Genomic DNA, 20,836 nt, shown 5'->3' with positions numbered 1-20,836 from the left:
AGTGCTTAAGCACTCTAGGGGTCTCACCCTTGCCTTTTTATCCCGCCGGAGTCTTCGTATATTCCCTCCGCTAAGTGTAGATATCGTTCTTCTCATTTTCACACTAAGTAATGTTCCAGCCACCTTTTCTTCCTTCCTCATTATTCATAAAATTTTGCTTTTCCAAGTACTTTAATAGGGTCTGTGAAAACTCTTGATGGGATTCTTTCGTATACTTGGCAATTGTATAGATTTGAGCGAGATTTTTTAAGCCTAACTGTTCTGTCATTTCCTTTAATTTAGGAACGTCCATGTACCGTTGCCAGCCCTTTTCATCTCTCTCTTTGTAGATTTCAAGAACCTCTTCATCAGTATAATCCTGATACTGTTCATAGTGGACAAGACCTTGCCTTGGTAGCCTATCACGAGGAGCTGGGGTTTCAGCTGGGTATCCTAATGAAAAACCAACAACGGGAACGACATTCGGTGGTAAGTTAAGCAGTTCCCCGATTTGATCACAGTTAGCTAATGTTGAACCCATATAGCAAATCCCAAGACCTGCATCTTCTGCTGCTAACGCACAATTTTGTGATACCAAAGTAGCATCTATAGCCCCTATCATAAAACTCATCAAATTATCAAACTGTACAGGCGCATCGTTGAGTGCAAGCCACTTTCTCATTCTGTTAAAATCAGCACAAAAAGTGACTAAGATCGGTGCATCAATCACCATTGATTGATTCATATGCGCTTTGTACAATTTTTTCTTTAGTTCCTTGTCTTTTGTGACCACAATCGAATACGTTTGCATATTTCCGCTCGAGGAAGCCCGAATACCTGCGTCTAAAATTTGATCTAGTAGTTTTTGACTCACTTCCTTATCTTCATATTGACGTATGGAAGTGTGCCCCTGTATCACATCATATAATTCCATGTTGTCACTCCTTTTTTTCCATTAAAGAAGTTTTTCAACTCCTAAAATAGAATTATGTATGATCGATTTTTCTCAATACTTCCTTTATATCTTTCTGCATCTCTGTTATCTTTTCCTCTAATTGTTTTTGTCTCTTACTTATTGCAAATATTTCCAAGGCTCCTGCAATAAAAAAGATAATAATGATAATAAGAATAGTTTCAAGAACACCCTCCATCGTACATCCCCCTATCCATAGTTTTATTCATTGTTTTTTAATTAACAACCTAAAGTCAACTAATATTAACACAATTTTCCAAATAAAAATCAGTATTCAAATAGGATCTCCATTATTTTCATATTTTTTTTCAAACAAGTCAAAGTAGAGAGAAAGAACGACATAATCTCAAAATTAAGCCGTTCTTCCCTTAAAAAAATCCTCAAATATAATGTTTATTCCTCAAACTCGTACACCAAAATATCAAACAACTCTCCATCAACATAAAGGAGTAGCGCCCATTCTCCTCTGATAGGAACGATGACAGTCGAAGGAGTATGTGCATCAGCACCGTTGTTTTCTCCCCCCAATCCAATGCTCCAACTGTTCTTTAAGATTTGGTGAACGGACTCTGTTTCACGATGGTATCCAACCACCGTAAGCTCTCTACCTCGTTCTCCCCAAATATGCCACATCCATTTTTGCCCACTTAAACTCGGCATTTGAGCTCCAATAACACCAGATTTATTTTCATTTCCTACCATGTTCCGTCCGAACTCTACCGCTTTTCTATCCCAATTGATTTGCCCAAAATCAGGTTCTTGAACATAGTCTGGAATTCCCTCTGGTAAAAACAAAGTGCCTTTCTGCTTCTCGTTTACCGATAGAACTACATCACCGTACAGTTCGCCCTTAATAAACACCTCATATTTCCATAAACCTCCATAAGGAACTGCTAAAAACGGTGTAAATCGTTCTAAACTTTGATAACCATGTGAAGGCTCTGTTATCCTTTTTCCAAATAGTACATTGATTCGTTGACCGGTCTCCTTGTGTTGAGCATAGATTGCGAGATATTTTCCTTTGAAAACATCGAAGTCCTCGGTGAAAGAGAATAGATATCCATACGTTTCTCCAGCTGTGAGACCATTGTCAGGAAAAACACGGAACAGCACCTCGCCGTTTTCACTATATTCATGACGAACCTCCCACTCATCTGCCACTACTAGGCTCCCATCTTCCATTCCAGGAGGAGATTCATTTACACCTATAAACTCAATGGTTAGTAACAAGAGGAAGATAGCGGCAGCTACAGTAGTTATGGCAAACATAACAACTTTCTTCGGTTGATCATTCATGCTGCTGTTATCGGAACGAATCTTTTCCCATATTTCTTGCTTCTGTTGCTCTGAAAAATGAGTTCCTTTATGTGTCGTAGAATCCATGGCCTCTCGTAATGTGTTCCATTTACTCTCCATTTCCTTCCCACCTTTCCATCTGCTTTTTCACTTTCTCCCTGCCCCTATCAAGTCTCGTTTTTAACGTATTTCGGTTTACTTTCAGAATCGTGCTTATCTCATCAATTGATAATTCTTCATAATAATATAAGATAATTGCTTCCCTATATTTGATAGGGAGAGATAACACACAATTGGATAAAACCTCATGTTCTGAACGCTTCATCATTGCCATTTCTGGCGTAGGATCCTTTGATGTGAATACACGAAACAAACCTGAATCGATAACCACCCTTTTGATTGACGAGCTTTTCAGAATGTCCTTTGCCTTGTTAATGGTAATCCGATAAATCCACGCTTTAAAGAATGAGATTTCATTTAGTTTTCCGTACTGCTCATAACAAGTAATAAAAACATCCTGAACAATATCCTCCGCAAGTCGCCAATCCTTTACATAGTTATAAGCCAGCTTCGTCAGTTTTTCACCATACCCATCCATGATTGTCTCTAACCATCTATCCTGATCATTCTGGAAACTCAGATCAAACTCTTTCCTTTCATTCAAATGCTCACCCCATTTCTTTCTAATGCTAAGACGAATATGATCAGAATCGGTTTCATTTTTTATAAAAAACCGTAAAAAAAGTTTTTCATTTCTACATAATCAAATGATTAACAATATGATAACTTTGAAAAAAACAATGTCTCTCGATGTTCTTCTTTGATCTAACAAATAAAGAGTGTGATTTTTCACGTAGGTGGATAAGGTAATTCATTTTCCTTTCTATAAGAATGATACTATTTTCTAAGGTAATACTATCTACAAAAAGATAAGTAAGGAGAAATAAAATGAACTTACAATCCGGAACATATTATTGGCCTACTACGATGCCCGCTCCGCCTACCTACAACTCATTAGATGAAGATATTAATTGCGATGTACTGATTGTTGGTGGTGGTGGATCAGGAGCACAGTGTGCCTATTATCTAGCAGATTCACACCTAGATGTAATTGTAATAGAAAAGAATAGAATAGGATCTGGCAGTACAAGTACCAATACTGCCATAATACAGTACGCTGGGGAAAAATTGTTTACTGACTTGGTTCACACTTTTGGAGAAGAGTACATAGAAATGCATTTGCAATTATGTCGAGAAGCTATCAATGAAATAGAAGATGCAGCAAATATAGTGGATATTGACTTTGAATTTACTCGCCGAGACACCTTGTACTATGCTAGCTGTCCAGAAGATATCCAAAAGTTAAAGAAGGAATACGATTTTTTGAAAAAACAGCAATTTGAGCTAACTTACTTAGAAAGTAATGAAATAGAAAAGAAATATGGGTTCACGAAAGATGGTGCTCACTATTCATACAACGATGCGGAAATAAACCCCTTTAAATATACTCATGCCTTATTCGACTATAGTGTAAAAAAAGGGGTACGTGTTTTTGAGAATACGGAGATGAACGGTCATACTTATGATAAAGATCGTGACAGAGTAGTTATTCGCACAAAGACAGGCAACGTTATTCACACTAAAAGAGTTATTTATTGTGCTGGCTACGAGGGGATAGATATAAAAAAAGAAAAAATGGCGTCCTTTGTGAGCACATATACGGTGACTACAAAACCTGTCCATGATTTCTCATCATGGCACAATCGCACACTCATCTGGGAAACAGCAAGACCTTATGTTTTTTTACGCACCACGAAAGATAATAGAATCATCATAGGTGGATTAGATGAAAATACGATATTCCCTGAAGTCCGAGACAGCAAACTGATGAGTAAAAAAGATAAGTTAATAGTGGAATTCAACAAGCTGTTTCCAAACATGGAAGTAGAACCTGATTATTTTGTTGCAGCTTATTACGGAGGTACAGTGGATGGTCTCCCTATCATTGGTAAATACCCCGAGTTTCCCAATAGTTACTTTTTGTTTGGATATGGAGACAATGGAACAGTTTATAGCCAAATATTATCGAAGTTGATTGTAGAAGAGATTGTAACTGGTGAAAGTGGTCATTTACCTTTGTATTTGCAAAACAGACCACTATTACTCAGTAAGGACTTTTGAGCTGTAGCCGAAACTAGCAAAAAGTTCTGTAATCCTGCCCTAAAATCACGCTCAAATTCCCAAATAGTTCCAATACCTAGCGGTCCCATTGTCTATCATATGTTTCTGCAACAAATTCAAAATCTAGATCTTCTTTATCTATAATATATCGTTTCTGAATTGGAGAACCCTGTTTCTTTCGAGCATATGTATACCTCCACAAGATTAAACCTTACTTGATATGCTCGGATGACATCTAAACCCGTTGATATATGATGTTTCCCGTCTCCAAGAATTAAAAACGAGAACGCTTTTTCCAAGTCTCTTCTAACTAGCGTCTTACATTCGAAGTTTATGATAGCTTTAATTGGCGTCCGTTTCGGAACACACTGTATATGATGTATTCCTTTACAATTGTCTAACGAATACTCATACATGTGTGTTTCCTTTTGTTCTATATTAATGCCATATTTAAAAGCAAAGGTCTTGTATACCATTTCATGAAACAGTGGTTCAACAAAATCATCTCAAGCATCACTAGCAAACGAGTAAATTCGGATTAAATGAGGGTATAACTTAACAATCGTTTCTTGGAAATTTAGTAAGATGTCTTTATCTGACAACCTTTTAATGCATCTTCTATTTTATGATCAAAAACCTTTGAGATTCAATTATCAATCATTTACGCCCCTCCATATACTTCATTACCAAGCTTCCATCTCACTAATTGAAAAAAGACAATTCATGTGAACAAACTAAGCAATGAATCAATGTATGTTCGGTTCTAGTTAGTTATCAGCAAACGTTAGAGAATAGATACTTATTTTTTGGAAATTCATCCTTCACTAGCCGAATTCCCACCATTAGATGAAAATAATCAGGTTTCACTAGGGAGACACCATGTCCAACATTCGGTATGACAATCCCATTACTGCACCAATTTGAGTTAATCTCATAACAATAAACCCAATCGTTCCTATAAATCCGCCTCTCTAATTTTTATTTAACTGCATAATCGCTTCTTTCTCCTTTGCGATCACTTCGCAACCTCTATCGTCATAGATAAAGAAGATGACATTTGTTATAGTATTTATGAAAAATACATCTGGATAATAGCTACCGTACTGTCCTCCTAATTTAGGATGTAAAGAAAAGTCTTCGTTACAAATCGCCTTCAATAGTAAAAGCGAATGTATATCCCTCTTTTTGCACTTTAGATAAAATCGGGATGTATAAAATCTATCTCCTTCTTCTTCATCAAAAACAAACGGTAAAGTCTCGCGTCTTAATTGAAACCTTACATCTCTATTTTTTAGATAGCGGTCATATACCTTCGTTGCCCTTATCTTTTTCTTCTCATCACCAGCACGATGATACACATTTGTTACAAGTAAAATGTCATCCTGTTCAGAGAATAGCGAGTGAAATGTAGATAGCACCTGACGATACACACGGTCAAACATGGCCAGATTGAGCTGAAAACTATCTGAAAACTGATACATCCCTTCCCCTAATTCTATATGTATCCCAGTCTCCCATTGATGATATATACTTGGTCGTAAACAAAGACCTGGAAAATGAGTATGTAAGTATTCGTTTAATTCCATCACAATTCGCACCTCTTTTTTATTTGATTTATGTAAAAGTTATCATTAGCAACTGAGTTACTATTTCTTCAAACAACATTAATAAAAAAGTGATACTAGTAAATTATACAAAGAATGAAGAATAATCACGGACCATAGTGAATTACTTCTCTTATATATAAATCCAAATAGGAAAAAAAGAGCTGCTAATGCAATCCTTTTTCCCAAACTCTCGTTTACCTGATTTGTTTTGTACCCTTAATAGTACTTCTTCAGCTTCGATCTCGAAAACCAATACGTAATCAAACCAAAGAACATTCCACCTATACTCCAAACAACAACATTGAACCAACTTACATCTAGGACACCGTTACGTAGATAAGGTAAAACATATTCCAATAGAAAGATCATGAATAATCCCCATTGAAATCCACCGATGATGGACATTTTCTTCAGTTGTTTTTTCTTTTCTTCGTACTCCTCTATGGAGGCACAATCTGTTTCATCTAGATTTTTCTTACCTAGTTTGATAATCGTCATGATGGCATATATCATATTTATAATAAAAAGAGCTAATGTGGCAAAAGAAGAAGTTTTTTGAATGGTATCAATAATCAGACTGACGAACATTAATAACATGGTTAAATGCCATAATACAATTCCAGAATAAGCTAATTCCTTATAGATTTCATGACGCTGATATTCATCTCGATCGTCCACTACACCAATAAAACTGTTAAGTATGTTATTCTTCATTGTAATTCTCCTCCCAAAATAAAGTATTAAGGTCTGTTTGCAGCTCCTTCGCTAGGGAAATACACAAAGACAAAGAGGGGTTGTACTTATCGTTTTCAATTAAGTTAATCGTTTGTCTGGCTACCCCAACCCTTTTGGAAAGTTCAATTTGAGTAAAGTTGCAACGTTTCCTAAACTCCTTGACTCTGTTCAAGTCAAACATCCTTTCCATCCCATATAAATGTACAATATATACGACATCTCCTATGTGTCAATTATATATGACACACTCTTCTAGTGTCAATTATATGTGACACTAGAAGTTCCTAATTAAATAACGAGTGTACTAGTGGATAAACATTATGTATAAATTAATCTTCGTTCGTTTTTTTCCAATCCTCGAAATACAAAAAACGAACTGCATCGATCACAGCTCGTGGTTTCGTAACGCTCTCCATCATTACCTATATAAAAAATGGGACCTCACATAAACAATTAACTTCTATAGAATATTCTTTATTCTCACCTTTTTTAGGACAACATACATAAAACATAGTAATACGATTGCAACACTTGCTGAAACCCACCCCATTATCAATACTATATTTTCATTTTTCTCTGTTGCTAATAATCCTAACTCCGTCAATAGAACATAATAGGTAAAGTTTCCTCCAAAATGGATACCAATGCTCATCCATAAAGATTTCGTAAAGATAAATGGTAATGTAAATACAATGGCCATTACAAAATATCTAATCCAATATGGTAGTGGTAACCCCCATTGTGGTAGATGATATACAGTAAACAAAATACTTATCATCAATAGTATCACTTTCCACGATAGATGTTCTTTAAGAACTCTTACTAAAAACCCTCGAAAAATGATCTCCTCTGCAAATGCGGTGAAACCTGTCGTAAAAAAAGCAAATAAAAAAATAAGCAGCAATCTTTTTAGCGAAGTTGGCTCTAATGTAATAATATCAAAATGAGACAATATGAGATACACGGTATAATTAAATACACAACCTATGAAAATCCCGCTTACTAATAGATAGATCCATTTTTTATGATAATATAATCCTAACTCTTTGAATCCATTGATATTGATGACCCTTACTAATTTCAACGTAGCGTAAAAAAACAATATTGCAGTAAGAAGAAATCCAATTGTGGTGTTTACAATAAAAGGAAGGTAACTTAATAGTACAAGAACAATAAACACAAATGTTTTTTTATTAACTATGTATCTCATTTTTTTCACCTAACTAGTTCTCCATTCTTTTGCATAATTGTATACATGTTATAAGTTCCTATAGCTGCTTCTAAGAACCCTGTTTTTTCAACCATTTAAGTAAGTTTTTTGTATCTGACAATCCCTTTAACTCATCTTCTATTTCATGATCTATGACCTTTGCAATTCCTAAGATCAATCTTTTACTAGCCTCCAATGTATCTATCAGAAAGTCTCATCCTCCGTAAACTACATATTCAATAGAAGAGAAATTTTTAGTAACACTATAAGAACAATTGATAGGCTTTTCCATTAAAAAAAAGTCTTACTTATAGTTAATGATTTACTTACTCTCCTTTTTTATTTTTCCAATAGATTGCAATAATAAATGAGTAAAGATTAAAATAAGTAGATACACAATAACTGGCTCATTGGTAAACCACATGTAATCGACAAAACGGAAGATGATGATGAAATAGAAAATAAAACGACAAGATATAAAAGAATAGTCAAAAAGAAACTCATTTTTATCCCCCTCTACCGTCTCTGGCAATGTTTACTTACTGCTTCAAACTCCAATTTTTATAAAAATATAGAATGCATCCACAGATAGCTGCTACTCCTACGAATGTAAAAAGAAAAAAGAAAGGAGAAAAAACCACACCAAATGTAACTTCATTCTGGAGATATTCCACACTTTCATAACTGCTTGCTATATCAGGTACATAGTTTCTTGTTTTTATATACCCAACGAAAATAATGCTGGAAATATAAACCACATGAATAATAATAGAACAAATAATAGCTTGGAATACTAGTTTCATAGCGCAACGAATCCTCCTTTTTCAACATACCCTAACTACAGACTTTTCTCCATTATAATATAGTCAATCTCCCCTTTACGGAAGTACTGGTTTGTTTCGTGCAACCCAAAAATCTGGTAAAAAAGAGTTTTATTTACTCTTGCATTGCACCAAATCTTCTTTACCCCACACATCTCCGCTTCTTTCATTACGTATTCTAGCAGCAAGCTTCCATACCCTTTTCCTTGCTCCTGTTGAAGTGTCGCAAACTTGCGAAACTGCGCTTCCTCGTTTTTTATAAATAGTGAGATACAAGAAATAAGCGTCTCCTCTTGGAACAAGCCATAGTGAATTCCCTCATGGTCTTCCTTTACTTTCACATATTCTAGATCCTTATGAGGGTACATCACGATATGCCGAAGCTCCCACGCTTCTTCCTTTTGTATTTCTTTTATTTCAAGTTCCATGTCTTGCCTCCAAAAAAATCGTTTTCTGTGTTTAGTATTTCGGCAGTTTTTTAGTCCTATCCTGCAAAGTGATAAAAGAAAGTACAGAAGATTATCTCGATGCATACAAATCCCACCTAATTCTCTTCGACAACAAAAAAATGAGTATGAAAATGGAAACTTCTTCTTCCAATATCTCGCACCTTCCTCTTCAGCGACATTTCAACCTCTTCTTCCTTTTCAAATGTCGCGCGTCTCCCTCTTCCGCGACATTTCTACCTCTTCTCCTTTCTCAAATGTCGCGCATCTACACCTCTCGCGACATTTCAATCTTTTCTTCCTCATCAAATGTCGCGCGTCTCCACCTCTCGCGACATTTCAACCTCTTCTTCCTCTTCAAATGTCGCGCGTCTCCACCTCTCGCGACATTTCAACCTTTTCTTCCTCCTCAAATGTCGCGCGTCTCCCTCTTCCGCGACATTTCAACCTTTTCTTCCTCCTCAAATGTCGCGCATCTCCACCTCTCGCGACATTTCTACCTCTTCTTCCTCCTCAAATGTCGCGCGTCTCCCTCTTCCGCGACATTTCTACCTCTTCTCCCTCCTCAAATGTCGCGCGTCTCCCTCTTCCGCGACATTTCTACCTCATCTCCTTCCTCAAATGTCGCGCGTCTCCCTCTTCCGCGACATTTCTACCTCTTTTCCCTCCTCAAATGTCGCGCGTCTCCCTCTTCCGCGACATTTCTACCTCTTTTCCCTCCTCAAATGTCGCGCGATGACGTCAAGATCCTTTATACCGTCTTTATTAAAGACGAAGACTTTAAAATAGACGCCCGAACTGCTTAATGAGCTCATACCCGAAAATAAAAAACTAGGACCCACATCGGAATCCTAGTTTCACCAACTATTGACCTAAGTTAACAATTCTTCCTTCTAGCCCTGGGATTGGCTTCTGATCAGCAATGTAATTAATCATTACAGTACTAAGCAATTCTCCAGTATTTGCAACTAATCTACCTTCACCAAACATCGTATAGCCATCTCCACCTGCTGCAAGGAAATCATTCGTAGCAACTGTATACGTTCTTTCTAATTCTAATGGTTCACCACCAACAATAACTTCAACAACTCTTTCTCCCGCAGGATTTGCCGGTTGAAACGAGAAAGTCATTCCCGATACATGAAGAAATCCACCATTTTGACTCGGATATAAACGCACACTATGTTCTAAGCTACGTAAAATTTGATCGCCTGTTAACTCTAGTTTTACAAGAGTATTATCAAACGGAAGTACTGTATATATGTCAGCTACCTTTACTTCACCAGGATTTAAACTTGCACGGATGTTACCACCGTTTGTAAAAGCAATATCTGTATCAAGGTAATCACGTTGCGCATCTGAAACCATGTTTCCTAAATTCGTTTCCTGTATACGGACATGCTCTCTTGCACCATCAAGATACACATCAACAGTACCGATTACCTCTTCTAATGCTTCTTCTACTTCTGCTTTATATGTCTCTAAAAGCCCCGCAATGTCAGGCTGTTCTTGAAGTTGATCACTGTCACGCTTTAAGTGCCCATTGATTCCGATCAATTCATCGTTATAAAACAACATTGTTGTAAATCCAACTGCTTTTCCATGTTCATATGCTTGTGTTACATATGTGCCACCAATTTTCCTTGGCGTTTCAATTGTTGTATGGCTGTGTCCTCCTAAAATGAGGTCTACACCATCCACTTGTTCTGCTATTCTTTCATCTGTGTAAAAACCAGAATGGGAAAGAACAATGATGTGATCCACTTCATCTTTTAACTGGTCTACATACATTTGTGTATACTCTACTTCATCTTCAAAAGACAAGCCACGCACTCCATCAGGATGTGTTTTTTCAGGAGTGTCTGTTGCCACCATACCGATTAAAGCAAATGATTTACCGTTTCTTTCCAAAATTTCATAAGGAGGAAGGTATTCCCCTTCTTCCTTCAGCACATTTGCACTTACTATTGGAAACTCAAGTGCATCAGAGATTTCTAATAGCCTGTCCTGCCCATAGTTAAAATCATGATTTCCTGGAACCATCGCATCATAACCAATCGCATTCATAGCAGCGATCGCGGTCATTCCTCGGTTGAAGTTCACATAATTTGTTCCATGGAAGGTATCTCCCATATCAAACACAAAAGTATTTTCGTAGGAATCTCTCGTGTTCTCAACTATTTGAGCTATTTTACCAAAACCCATTTCTCTAATTTCCGGATTGTACAATACACGACCATGAAGGTCATTTGTATGGACGATCGCAATTTTATCAATGTTTGTCTCGTAATGACTAAGTATGTACGCTAAATCTTGTTGCTTTAATGGTGCATTTGGTCTTAGTACTATTTCCTCCCCTACAAAACCTAAATAGGAAGCTGCTGCTAGATACTCCTTTGCAGAGTTGCTAACTGTTCTGTAATCTCGATATTGTTCTAATATGGATGTGCCATAACTGTTAGCTAAATTTAATGCCCTGATTAAGAAAACATAAGCTTGTTCACGAGTAATTTTTTCATTAGGAGCAAACGTTTCAACTTCATCTCTAGATACGATATTTATGTTTTGTGCTACTCGCAAGTGATCTATAAGATCTGCTTCACTCTCCATATCAACGTCTAACATCTCAACTAATGACTTTATAAACTCTTCCTGACTCACATTTCTGTTATCTTGCGCTTTAGCACTTACACTTTCGTTAGTGAAACCTTGAAGTACTGGAGTGAATAGGACGGCAAACATCATAAAGAGAATAGTAAATTTCGATGACATTCGTTTCATTGTTACCAAATCCTTCCTAATTTTTTTTGGAAAAGTTTAGTATAGAAAAGAGTAATGTTACATAAAAGAGCAAGAACTCACATTTTATAAAGCTTTTATACAGGCCTTTCGTCGTATATTTCCCACTATTTTCTAATGAATTCGTTACTGGTAACACTTTTCATACTAATGATGGAATATTGAGCACGTGTGAATGGGAGATAAAAAGAATGTAAATAAAGTAGAATACGGTTACATATATAATTAATTACCTAATGTCTGTAAAACCGTTTAATAATGTCTCCCTATTTTTCACAAATAAAAAAGCACTCCGCATAAAGATCTCCGAAGTACTTTCTATATCCACCCTTCACTCACCCAGTAAAAACATCGCCCTTTGGATGTGTTATCAGTGGCTTTGATGACTTTGCTAATGCAAATGCTAGTGTTAACGGACCAATTCTTCCGATAAACATCAGCACAATAATAATTTGTTTTCCTAAAAATGATAGCTCCTCTGTTAACCCCATAGATAACCCGACAGTACCGAATGCTGAAAAAGCTTCGAAAACAATATTCAGAAACGGTGCATTCGATTCCGTCACACTAAGAGCTAATATGGATAGAAAGATAACTATTAAACTAATCACTACAATAGCTAATGCTCGATGGACAATTTCGTTGTTGATTCTACGCCTAAAAATCACTGGTTCTTGTTTTCCTCTTAAGTAGGTAAAAACGGCCAACAGAATAACTAGGAACGTTGTTAGTTTTACTCCACTCGCAGTAGAAGCACTGCCCGCTCCAATAAACATTAACAGTAGCATAAATACTATCGTACCAGGATTCATACTCCCTATATCAATGGTATTAAACCCTGCTGTTCTTGGAGTTACAGCTTGAAAATACGATGCCCAGAACTGTTCCCCACTTGACATAGATCCTAATGTTAATGGATTTGAGTATTCCAATAGAAAAATAACAAGCATTGCAACTATGTTTAATACAACTGTTCCTACAAGCATAATTTTTGTATGCAATGCAAAAAGACGAAATTTCTTTGTTGTCATTACATCATAGATAACGGTGAACCCTAATCCTCCAGTAATAAATAAAATAGTAATGACAATATTTATGCTGGGGTCACCCACATACTTTGATAAGCTGTCTGACCATATACTAAATCCTGCATTGTTAAAGGCAGAAATAGAATGAAATAGACTTGTAAAAACACCATGACCCCAACCGTACTCAGGAACCCACCGAAAGGAAAGGAAAATAGTAGCCAACAGCTCCATGGAAATGGAAAAAACAAATAATATTTTTACTAAGCGAACTACTCCCCCTATGGAATGCTGATTCAGTGCTTCTTGTAGAAGCACTCTTTCTTTAAGTCCTATCCGTTTTCCTAAGACTAAAACGGTCATAATGGCAAACGTCATTAATCCTAATCCACCAATTTTTATTAAAATCATAACGATTACTTGCCCAAAACTAGTGAAAGCACTCCCTGTATCTACCACAACTAATCCTGTTACCGTCGTTGCTGATGCAGCAGTAAAAAAAGCATCCATCCATGAAACAGTTTCCACTGTACTCCATGGTAGCTTTAATAAAAGTGTACCAACAATGATGACAACTCCGAAGCTTAAAGCCAATAATTGTGGCGGTGAAAATCGCCAGTGAGTTAGTAAATTAACTATTTTCACGTTACATCACCTGATCTTCAAAACGTTTAATGTCATCATTATGTCCAATGACAATAAGTAAATCTTTGTGAGAAATTTGATAATTAGGTAATGGTGAAATATCTATATCGTTTCCTTTTTTAATAGCAAGTATGGTTATACCAAAACGAGCTCTAATATTTAAATCAATAAGGGTTTTCCCTTCAATTTTGGGTGAAGCTATTAGCTCAACAATACTATACTCATCCGAAAGCTCAATAAAATCTATTACATTTTCATCTGACATTTGTTGGGCAATTCGTCTCCCCATATCACTTTCCGGGTGTACTACTCTATCTGCTCCGATTTTTACAAGCACTTTATGATGATAAGTATTTCTCGCTTTTACACAAACATGTTTTACTCCAATTTCTTTTAAAAGTAGTGTAGTTAATATACTAGCTTGAATGTTATCACCAATGGCAACGATAACAGAATCAAAATTTCGTATTCCTAATGAGATTAGTGCTCTTTCATCAGTTGAATCTGCAACTACTGCATGTGTTGCGTATTTTGCAAATTCGTTTACTTTTTGTTCATCCGTATCTAACGCTAGTACTTCGTTCCCTAATCTAACAAGTTCTTTGCAAACACTGCCCCCAAAACGACCTAGACCAATAACAACAAACTGTTTTTTACTTGCCATTATGACATCTCCTTTTGCCCATATGAAAAAAGACCAATCTTAAAGAAGGGTCTTCATCACAGACCTTTCTCTCCATGAACGCTTACGAAGTTAGCTGTCGGGTTAAGGATAGAGAGTACCCTTTCTTATAATAAGACTCACCCCACGGCAACTAGTAATCTACTTGCCGAAAATTGGTTCCTCCGTTCTGCCTTTAGACAGATTCAGCGATATAAAGGATTATATTTATTTTTATAATCGTACTTTACTCCTCCCATTTTCGATTGTCAATATCGATTTTGTGACAAAAATAACTTTACTTTAAGTAGATTTTTAGTTATTAGACATTCACCGGCCATTGATCGAGCATTTCACGAGATAAAAACTCCTCTCATCTGCTCGATCTCCTCCTGATATCCCCCCATCCAATTATTGAATTTCCAAATTTTTCTGTGTTATAATTACCTTAATACTTATTGAAGGGATGATGGGTGGCCGATGGATAACTAATCTTATTTTCTAACATTTGAAATCACAAATTTCAAATCAATCGAAATAGGATTAGTCTGCCCATTTTTCTATAGAATCCAATAAAATGAGCTATGTCAAAAGATAGCTTTGTTTGTGTATGTAATGGCACGGCTAATCCTTCCAAATCAAATTTGGGAGGATTTTTTGTTCTCCCTGTAAAGAGGGTTGATCGTATGAAAGAACTGTTAAAATTATCAAACGTAAGCTATGAAATAGTGGACAACACTATTTTTCAAGATATCAATGCAAGTGTTCAACAAGGAGATATCATCGGAATCATCGGAAAGAACGGTGCTGGAAAAACTTCATTGTTAGAAATGATTCACGAAGATATCCATCCGTCAAAAGGACAAATACAGTGGCTAGAACAAGATATGAAGATAATTATGGTAGAGCAAGAAACAGAATTCCATTTTTCCAAAGAGAAGACCCCTCTGGAAAAAAAGTTACGAGAGAATTGGCATGTTCCGAACGTTGATTTTCCCCACTTAAGTGGAGGAGAAAAACGAAAAGCAAGACTTGCAACTGGTTTTTCCGAAAAAGGAGATCTATTACTCTTAGATGAACCCACAAACCATCTTGATGATGGAAGTTTGCAATTGTTACAGAAGGAAATGAAAAATTATCACGGAACCATCCTCCTTGTCTCTCATGATCGATATTTTCTCGACGCCGTTGCGACTAAAATATGGTCTCTGGAGGAGAAAACACTTGTTGAATTTAAAGGGAACTATTCTCAGTATATGGAGCATCGGAGACAAAAACGGCTATCACAGCAACGAAAATATGAGCAGCAGCAAAAGATGGTGGAGCGAATCGATGGACAAATGAAGGAGCTTACCTCTTGGTCGAAAAAGGCACATGGTCAATCCACAAAAAAGGATGGAATGAAGGAATACTATCGTGTGAAAGCCAAAAAGATGGATGCACAAGTAAAATCAAAACAAAAGCGATTAGAGAAAGAGTTAGAAAGAGTGAAAGTAGAACGTGTAACGCCAGAATATACTGTACAATTTTCAATGAGAGCGAATGACAAAGTGGGAAAACGACTTTTAGAGGTAACAAATATTTCTAAATCTTTTCACGAGCGAACATTATTTAAGAATGTTAGTTTTACTATTCAGCATGGAGAAAAAGTTGCTATTGTTGGACCAAACGGAAGTGGTAAAACAACATTATTAAATATAATAAATGGTATGGAAACCTCTGAAGGAGATGTATGGATTTCGCCAACGGCTAACATTGGATATTTAACTCAAGAAGTGTTTGATTTACCTCTGGAACAAACACCAGCACAGCTGTTTTATCAAGAGACATTTGAAGCAAGAGGAAAAGTTCAAAATTTAATGAAGCATTTGGGGTTTACTGCTTCACAATGGACAGAACCCGTTCAAGAGATGAGTATGGGAGAACGTGTAAAATGTAAACTCATGAAATATATATTAGAAGAGAAGGATGCGCTTATCTTAGATGAACCGACGAATCATCTCGATTTACCATCACGAGAACAATTAGAAGAAACACTGTCACAATACGACGGAACGCTGCTCGTTGTATCTCATGATCGATATTTTCTTGAAAAAACAACAAGTACTAGGTATGTCATTTCCAATCAAAAAATCCAGAGACAATGGAATGACGAACCGTTGAAAAGAGATGATCTGGATGAGTTGCGCTTAACATTAGAAACGGAAAGACAAGAGGCGTTGGGAAAACTTAGCTTTATGACTCCGAATGAGAAAGAATACAAGAAACTGGACGAGAAATTTAAAGAGCTTACAAGGAAAATAAAGAACCTAAATAAAAAACATTGATATCCAAATATATGGCGTGGACCGTTCCCACGCCATTCTTCGTTCCCCTTTCTTGTTTATCCCTTAAACTGGAGTTATACGACCTTTGAATATTTTGCTATAATATAGAATATAAGTATCGTAGGAATAGTAAATAATATTTTAATTTTCAAAATAATAGTGATACAATAGTATCTAGTTATATTCGATCCAGAAAAGATGTGTGACTAGGTTGCGACTTGGCTTGGTTTGACGCCAAATCAGGAGCACCTACATCCTTCTGCAAAAATTAGGAGGAAAGGTTGGTAAATATGAGCAGCAGAGAAGCTAAAACAGATGTCATTTTAATTGGCGCAGGAATCATGAGTGCTACATTAGGTACACTCTTGAAAGAACTAGTGCCAGATTGGAAAATAACAGTTTTTGAGAAACTCGCAAGCGCTGGAGAGGAAAGCTCCAACGAATGGAACAATGCGGGTACTGGGCATGCAGCACTATGTGAACTAAACTACACAGTCGAAAAGCCGGATGGATCTTTAGATGTTAGTAAGGCAATAAAAATCAATGAACAATTTCAAGACTCTATGCAGTTTTGGTCTTACTTAGTAAACAGCAATCGGCTATCTAATCCAGAGGATTTTATTAGACAATTGCCACATATGAGTTTTGTACAAGGCGAGAAAGATGTTCACTTCTTGCAAAACCGTTTTAAAGCGTTGTCCAATAATCCTTTATTTAGTGGGATGGAATTCTCCGATGATCCGGAAAAACTAATGGAATGGATTCCGCTTATTATGCAAGAGCGTTCTACTACTGAGCCTATTGCAGCTACAAAAATTGACTCTGGAACGGATATTAACTTTGGCGCACTAACGCGTAAGATGTTTACCAATTTAGAGAGTCAAAATGTAGAAATGAATTACCAACACAGTGTTGAAGATATGAAACGTACTAGTGATGGTCAGTGGGAACTAAAAGTACGAAATAATGAGAACGATACCATGGAACGACACACTGCTAAATTTGTCTTTATTGGCAGTGGTGGTGGAAGTCTGCACTTATTACAAAAATCTGGTATCCCTGAAGGAAAAAATTTCGGAGGCTTTCCAGTAAGCGGTATATTTATGGTTTGTAATAATCCCTTTGTAGCAGAGCAGCATCATGCAAAAGTGTATGGAAAAGCGAAGGTTGGTGCTCCACCAATGTCCGTTCCACATCTTGATACTAGATTTATAAACGATAAAAAAGAGTTGTTATTTGGACCGTTTGCGGGCTTCTCACCTAAGTTCTTAAAAACAGGATCCGTTTTTGATTTAATAACTTCTGTAAAACCTAATAATCTCTTAACTATGTTGGCAGCTGGGGCAAAAAACATGTCATTGACGAAATACCTCATCCAACAAATTATGTTATCGAAAGAGCAGCGTATGGAAGAGTTACGTGAATTTATCCCTAACGCCAAAAGCGAAGATTGGGATTTAGTCGTAGCAGGTCAACGTGTGCAAGTGATTAAAGATACAGAAGCAGGTGGCAAAGGAACCCTTCAATTTGGCACAGAAGTTGTAAGTGCTGCAGATGGTTCGATCGCAGCTTTACTCGGGGCTTCACCTGGTGCATCTACTGCGGTTTCTGTTATGCTAGAAATCATTGAAAAATGTTTTCCAGAATATGTACCAGAATGGGAGCCGAAACTGAAAGAAATGATTCCTTCTTATGGATTGTCATTGGTGGAAAACCCAGAGTTTCTTGAGGAAATGAAAACATCAACAGCAGAGGCTCTAGGTCTTAGCGAAAAAGAAGTTGTTTTCATATAATACTAAAAATATATTGTAATAAACTAATTTGTTCTGTTCATCACTAGACAATAAAAAATCAAAAAACCTTTGTTCCTCGTATTAACGGGTTTACTTCAGAGGTGCAAAACGGAAAAACACAGACAAATTCACATGTGAAATTACACATTTTTCACAACGATAATCACCGTTTCATTCGCACATGAAAATGGCACGAAAAATTCTTCGTGCCATTATTTTCATATTTGCTTGTGTAAGGCAACCTGTTAAAGTATGTAGTTAATTTCCTGGAACACTATAAAACTCTGCTTCTTCTCTATTTTTAAAGACTCGTACTCTCTCGTACTCTTTTTCTTTGTTAATTTTATATACAACCTGGTACTTAAGAGTATTATCTGAAGAATCGTTTGTTTCTTCTTGCGTGTAATAAATCATAAGGTTATTACCATCTGATTCCACGCTAAAATCCGTAAAGTGAAATAGTTTGTTATCTTCGTTATTTCCATGCAAGAAGATATATGCAATGTCTTCTCCGTCATAGTAAATTGGGGCATCATCTGTTGGTCCAATATTTTCAAAAACGGAGCGTGCATCCTCATGTACATCTTCTAGGTTCACTTCTGAGAATGATGGTTCTGAACTGCACCCCACTAAAAGTACAAAAAGTACAGATGCCAGTGTAATTTTTTTCATTTTACTTTATTCCCTCCTTTTGTTTTTACATTATTTTATTAACCTCCCTTTCGTGATACAAAAGGCATCAAGAACCTGTTACACTCTCGATTCTCGTTTGAACAACGCTCCAAACTTTAAGTTCGTTTTTTTAGTTCTTCAATTTCTCTTTGGAGTTCTTCTATTTTTATATCCTTTTTTCTATAACTACTTTTAAACCAGAGTACAATTAATACTACTACCCCAACTATAAAAACGAACATTAAGGAAAGAACAACTATTAATGCAATGTCACCTTGTGGCATGAAATACTCCCCCTCTCTTTAAAGGAATTCTCTCTGTTTGGTTAAGTGTAAGTCATCACACACTACTCAATATTCCGCTATTTGGAATAACTCTTCTTCATGTAAATCGCCACCATCTAATCTGTATGTTACACCTTCATCTACCCATTGAATCATGTTCTTTTTTTGAAATATAAATCCAGAATTATTTTTATCTCGATTTCTTTCCAACCTATACTTTTTGATTTTTCCAACTCTATTTATGAAGCCATAAATGTCGTACCAAATCCATTTTCAGTAACACCATATCTTGATTATCGTTTGTTCTACATCATGTGCAATGATATCAGCGACATAAGGAAAGCGAGAACTTGTAACGCTTTTGTTTGTTTAATAAGAAATTCTTTTTACCAATATGTTTAATGCTTTTCTAGTAATAAACATAACGTGTAGGAATAGTAACGCAGCAACAATACCTAATAGCATCATATATAATGACTCTAAACCAAATCCCTCATTGAAAATTAAGATATACAGAAACACATTTACGAGAATTCCACCCGCAGAATAAAATATAAGAGATAGAAAGTATTTTGATATTTGCGTTTTAAATTCAAATTTCTCTAATAGGTGTTCTGCTAACATAGAAAATATTACTCCCCCTATTAAAAAAATAAAAAATGAAAACATCAAGTATACCCTAAAATATACCATTGTATTGTTTAGAATGGATAACCCCACTGAAAACAAAAGGGATGAAACAATAGCTGCAATTAGTTTCTCTAAAACATCCATTTTACCACCTCCCTATTATTAACAATTGTAAGAGCTTATTGTAGAAACCTCTCCCGTAAGCACCACAACGACAACGCCTGTTTGTTCCACTTACGCTTCCCCTTTAGCACAATAGTGGAAAACTACCTATCAATCATTCTTTAATACTATCAAGCAAAATATAACCAAAAATAATTCCAGTAATTGTTATGATCGAGGTGTCAAATGACGCTGATAACAAGAAAGTGAACGGTAAAGTAAATGGTAAGTAAAAAGAGGATAATGCCCATAACAAGTGGCTAAAAGTAACATAAAAAGCAGGCAGTCCAATTACAAGCAACTTCACGTAATCAATACGCCATTTTCTTCCTTCTTTGATTTCTTTCACTAATATAGGTGCTCTCAAAAGCATGCCAATAATGACTGGGAATAGTTGTAGATAAAGAGCATGCTGAAAGTATACATGATTTTTTACACTAATAACGCTATCAAAATTTCGCATGGATTGACCTATACTGTACCCAAAATACAACCCTCCCCCTATAATTATCGTCCATACAAGATAGTATATGAAACGTTGCATATGATTCTCCTTTATCATTTAATTAACCTCCCTATTTGTTGATAAG

23 protein-coding genes and 1 riboswitch are annotated in these 20,836 nt (G+C 36.2%); of the genes, 3 read left to right on the top strand and 20 right to left on the bottom strand.

What is annotated here, in order from left to right; all coding sequences use genetic code 11:
• Positions 1-103: 103 nt before the first annotated feature.
• The 4 genes from ACERII_RS22875 to ACERII_RS22860 all read right to left on the bottom strand — a co-directional run bounded on the left by ACERII_RS22875 (position 104) and on the right by ACERII_RS22860 (position 2,912).
• The gene (locus ACERII_RS22875; protein WP_373645295.1) at positions 104-913 is read right to left on the bottom strand and encodes a nitroreductase family protein; all 810 of its coding nucleotides are present in this window, start codon (positions 911-913) and stop codon (positions 104-106) included.
• A 52-nt stretch (positions 914-965) separates the two neighbouring features.
• Complete coding sequence (locus tag ACERII_RS22870) at positions 966-1,130, bottom strand: hypothetical protein (protein WP_373645294.1); 165 nt, start codon at positions 1,128-1,130, stop codon at positions 966-968.
• A gap of 215 nt (positions 1,131-1,345) precedes the next feature.
• Positions 1,346-2,368, bottom strand: a complete 1,023-nt coding sequence (locus tag ACERII_RS22865) for a hypothetical protein (RefSeq protein ID WP_373645293.1) — start codon at positions 2,366-2,368, stop codon at positions 1,346-1,348.
• Entirely contained in the window at positions 2,358-2,912 is a 555-nt protein-coding gene (locus ACERII_RS22860; protein WP_373645292.1) for a sigma-70 family RNA polymerase sigma factor, read from the bottom strand. The genes ACERII_RS22865 and ACERII_RS22860 overlap by 11 nt, the downstream gene beginning before the upstream one ends.
• 284 nt (positions 2,913-3,196) lie before the next feature.
• Here ACERII_RS22860 and ACERII_RS22855 point away from each other — a divergent pair, with 284 nt between their 5' ends.
• Positions 3,197-4,429 carry an NAD(P)/FAD-dependent oxidoreductase gene (locus ACERII_RS22855; protein ID WP_373645291.1) on the top strand — a complete coding sequence of 411 codons (1,233 nt, stop codon included), beginning with the start codon at positions 3,197-3,199 and terminating at the stop codon, positions 4,427-4,429.
• A gap of 971 nt (positions 4,430-5,400) precedes the next feature.
• On the opposite strand, the gene ACERII_RS22850 is transcribed toward ACERII_RS22855, so the two are convergent.
• From ACERII_RS22850 to ACERII_RS22800, 11 genes are all read right to left on the bottom strand, one after another.
• Entirely contained in the window at positions 5,401-6,015 is a 615-nt protein-coding gene (locus ACERII_RS22850; RefSeq protein ID WP_373645307.1) for a DUF3885 domain-containing protein, read from the bottom strand.
• A 78-nt stretch (positions 6,016-6,093) separates the two neighbouring features.
• A complete protein-coding gene (locus tag ACERII_RS22845; RefSeq protein ID WP_373645290.1) occupies positions 6,094-6,222 on the bottom strand; it encodes a CPBP family glutamic-type intramembrane protease in 129 nt (42 codons plus the stop codon).
• 30 nt (positions 6,223-6,252) lie between these two features.
• Complete coding sequence (locus ACERII_RS22840; RefSeq protein ID WP_373645289.1) at positions 6,253-6,750, bottom strand: hypothetical protein; 498 nt, start codon at positions 6,748-6,750, stop codon at positions 6,253-6,255.
• A complete protein-coding gene (locus ACERII_RS22835) occupies positions 6,740-6,943 on the bottom strand; it encodes a helix-turn-helix transcriptional regulator (RefSeq protein ID WP_373645288.1) in 204 nt (67 codons plus the stop codon). Before ACERII_RS22835 ends, ACERII_RS22840 begins: the two co-directional genes overlap by 11 nt.
• Positions 6,944-7,231: 288 nt before the next feature.
• Positions 7,232-7,981 carry a CPBP family intramembrane glutamic endopeptidase gene (locus tag ACERII_RS22830; protein WP_373645287.1) on the bottom strand — a complete coding sequence of 250 codons (750 nt, stop codon included), beginning with the start codon at positions 7,979-7,981 and terminating at the stop codon, positions 7,232-7,234.
• Positions 7,982-8,303: 322 nt separating this feature from the next.
• Positions 8,304-8,513, bottom strand: a complete 210-nt coding sequence (locus ACERII_RS22825) for a hypothetical protein (protein WP_373645286.1) — start codon at positions 8,511-8,513, stop codon at positions 8,304-8,306.
• Positions 8,514-8,520: 7 nt separating this feature from the next.
• Positions 8,521-8,784, bottom strand: a complete 264-nt coding sequence (locus ACERII_RS22820) for a hypothetical protein (RefSeq protein ID WP_373645285.1) — start codon at positions 8,782-8,784, stop codon at positions 8,521-8,523.
• Between the two features lie 35 nt (positions 8,785-8,819).
• Positions 8,820-9,230 carry a GNAT family N-acetyltransferase gene (locus ACERII_RS22815; RefSeq protein ID WP_373645284.1) on the bottom strand — a complete coding sequence of 137 codons (411 nt, stop codon included), beginning with the start codon at positions 9,228-9,230 and terminating at the stop codon, positions 8,820-8,822.
• 882 nt (positions 9,231-10,112) lie between these two features.
• On the bottom strand, positions 10,113-12,029 hold the full coding sequence (locus tag ACERII_RS22810) for a bifunctional metallophosphatase/5'-nucleotidase (protein WP_373645283.1): 1,917 nt from the start codon (positions 12,027-12,029) through the stop codon (positions 10,113-10,115).
• Positions 12,030-12,382: 353 nt separating this feature from the next.
• Positions 12,383-13,717: a TrkH family potassium uptake protein gene (locus ACERII_RS22805; RefSeq protein ID WP_373645282.1), complete on the bottom strand. Its 1,335-nt coding sequence runs from the start codon at positions 13,715-13,717 to the stop codon at positions 12,383-12,385.
• A gap of 1 nt (position 13,718) precedes the next feature.
• Entirely contained in the window at positions 13,719-14,381 is a 663-nt protein-coding gene (locus ACERII_RS22800) for a potassium channel family protein (RefSeq protein WP_373645281.1), read from the bottom strand.
• A gap of 63 nt (positions 14,382-14,444) precedes the next feature.
• Positions 14,445-14,600, bottom strand: a riboswitch (cyclic di-AMP (ydaO/yuaA leader).
• 464 nt (positions 14,601-15,064) lie between these two features.
• Here ACERII_RS22800 and abc-f point away from each other — a divergent pair.
• Entirely contained in the window at positions 15,065-16,705 is a 1,641-nt protein-coding gene (gene abc-f, locus ACERII_RS22795; RefSeq protein WP_373645280.1) for a ribosomal protection-like ABC-F family protein, read from the top strand.
• Positions 16,706-16,995: 290 nt separating this feature from the next.
• Entirely contained in the window at positions 16,996-18,498 is a 1,503-nt protein-coding gene (locus tag ACERII_RS22790) for a malate:quinone oxidoreductase (RefSeq protein WP_373645306.1), read from the top strand.
• A gap of 258 nt (positions 18,499-18,756) precedes the next feature.
• On the opposite strand, the gene ACERII_RS22785 is transcribed toward ACERII_RS22790, so the two are convergent.
• The 5 genes from ACERII_RS22785 to ACERII_RS22765 form a co-directional block, all read right to left on the bottom strand.
• On the bottom strand, positions 18,757-19,170 hold the full coding sequence (locus ACERII_RS22785; protein WP_373645279.1) for a hypothetical protein: 414 nt from the start codon (positions 19,168-19,170) through the stop codon (positions 18,757-18,759).
• Positions 19,171-19,286: 116 nt separating this feature from the next.
• On the bottom strand, positions 19,287-19,454 hold the full coding sequence (locus ACERII_RS22780; protein WP_373645278.1) for a hypothetical protein: 168 nt from the start codon (positions 19,452-19,454) through the stop codon (positions 19,287-19,289).
• 66 nt (positions 19,455-19,520) lie between these two features.
• The gene (locus ACERII_RS22775; protein WP_373645277.1) at positions 19,521-19,664 is read right to left on the bottom strand and encodes a DUF4367 domain-containing protein; all 144 of its coding nucleotides are present in this window, start codon (positions 19,662-19,664) and stop codon (positions 19,521-19,523) included.
• Between the two features lie 159 nt (positions 19,665-19,823).
• Positions 19,824-20,228, bottom strand: a complete 405-nt coding sequence (locus ACERII_RS22770) for a hypothetical protein (protein ID WP_373645276.1) — start codon at positions 20,226-20,228, stop codon at positions 19,824-19,826.
• Between the two features lie 133 nt (positions 20,229-20,361).
• Entirely contained in the window at positions 20,362-20,808 is a 447-nt protein-coding gene (locus ACERII_RS22765) for a hypothetical protein (RefSeq protein WP_373645275.1), read from the bottom strand.
• Between the last annotated feature and the right edge of the window lie 28 nt (positions 20,809-20,836).

Source organism: Evansella sp. AB-rgal1 (assembly GCF_041820985.1).
In the GTDB taxonomy this organism is placed as follows: Bacteria; Bacillota; Bacilli; order Bacillales; family Salisediminibacteriaceae; genus Evansella.
This window is presented reverse-complemented; position numbering and strand designations above follow the sequence as displayed.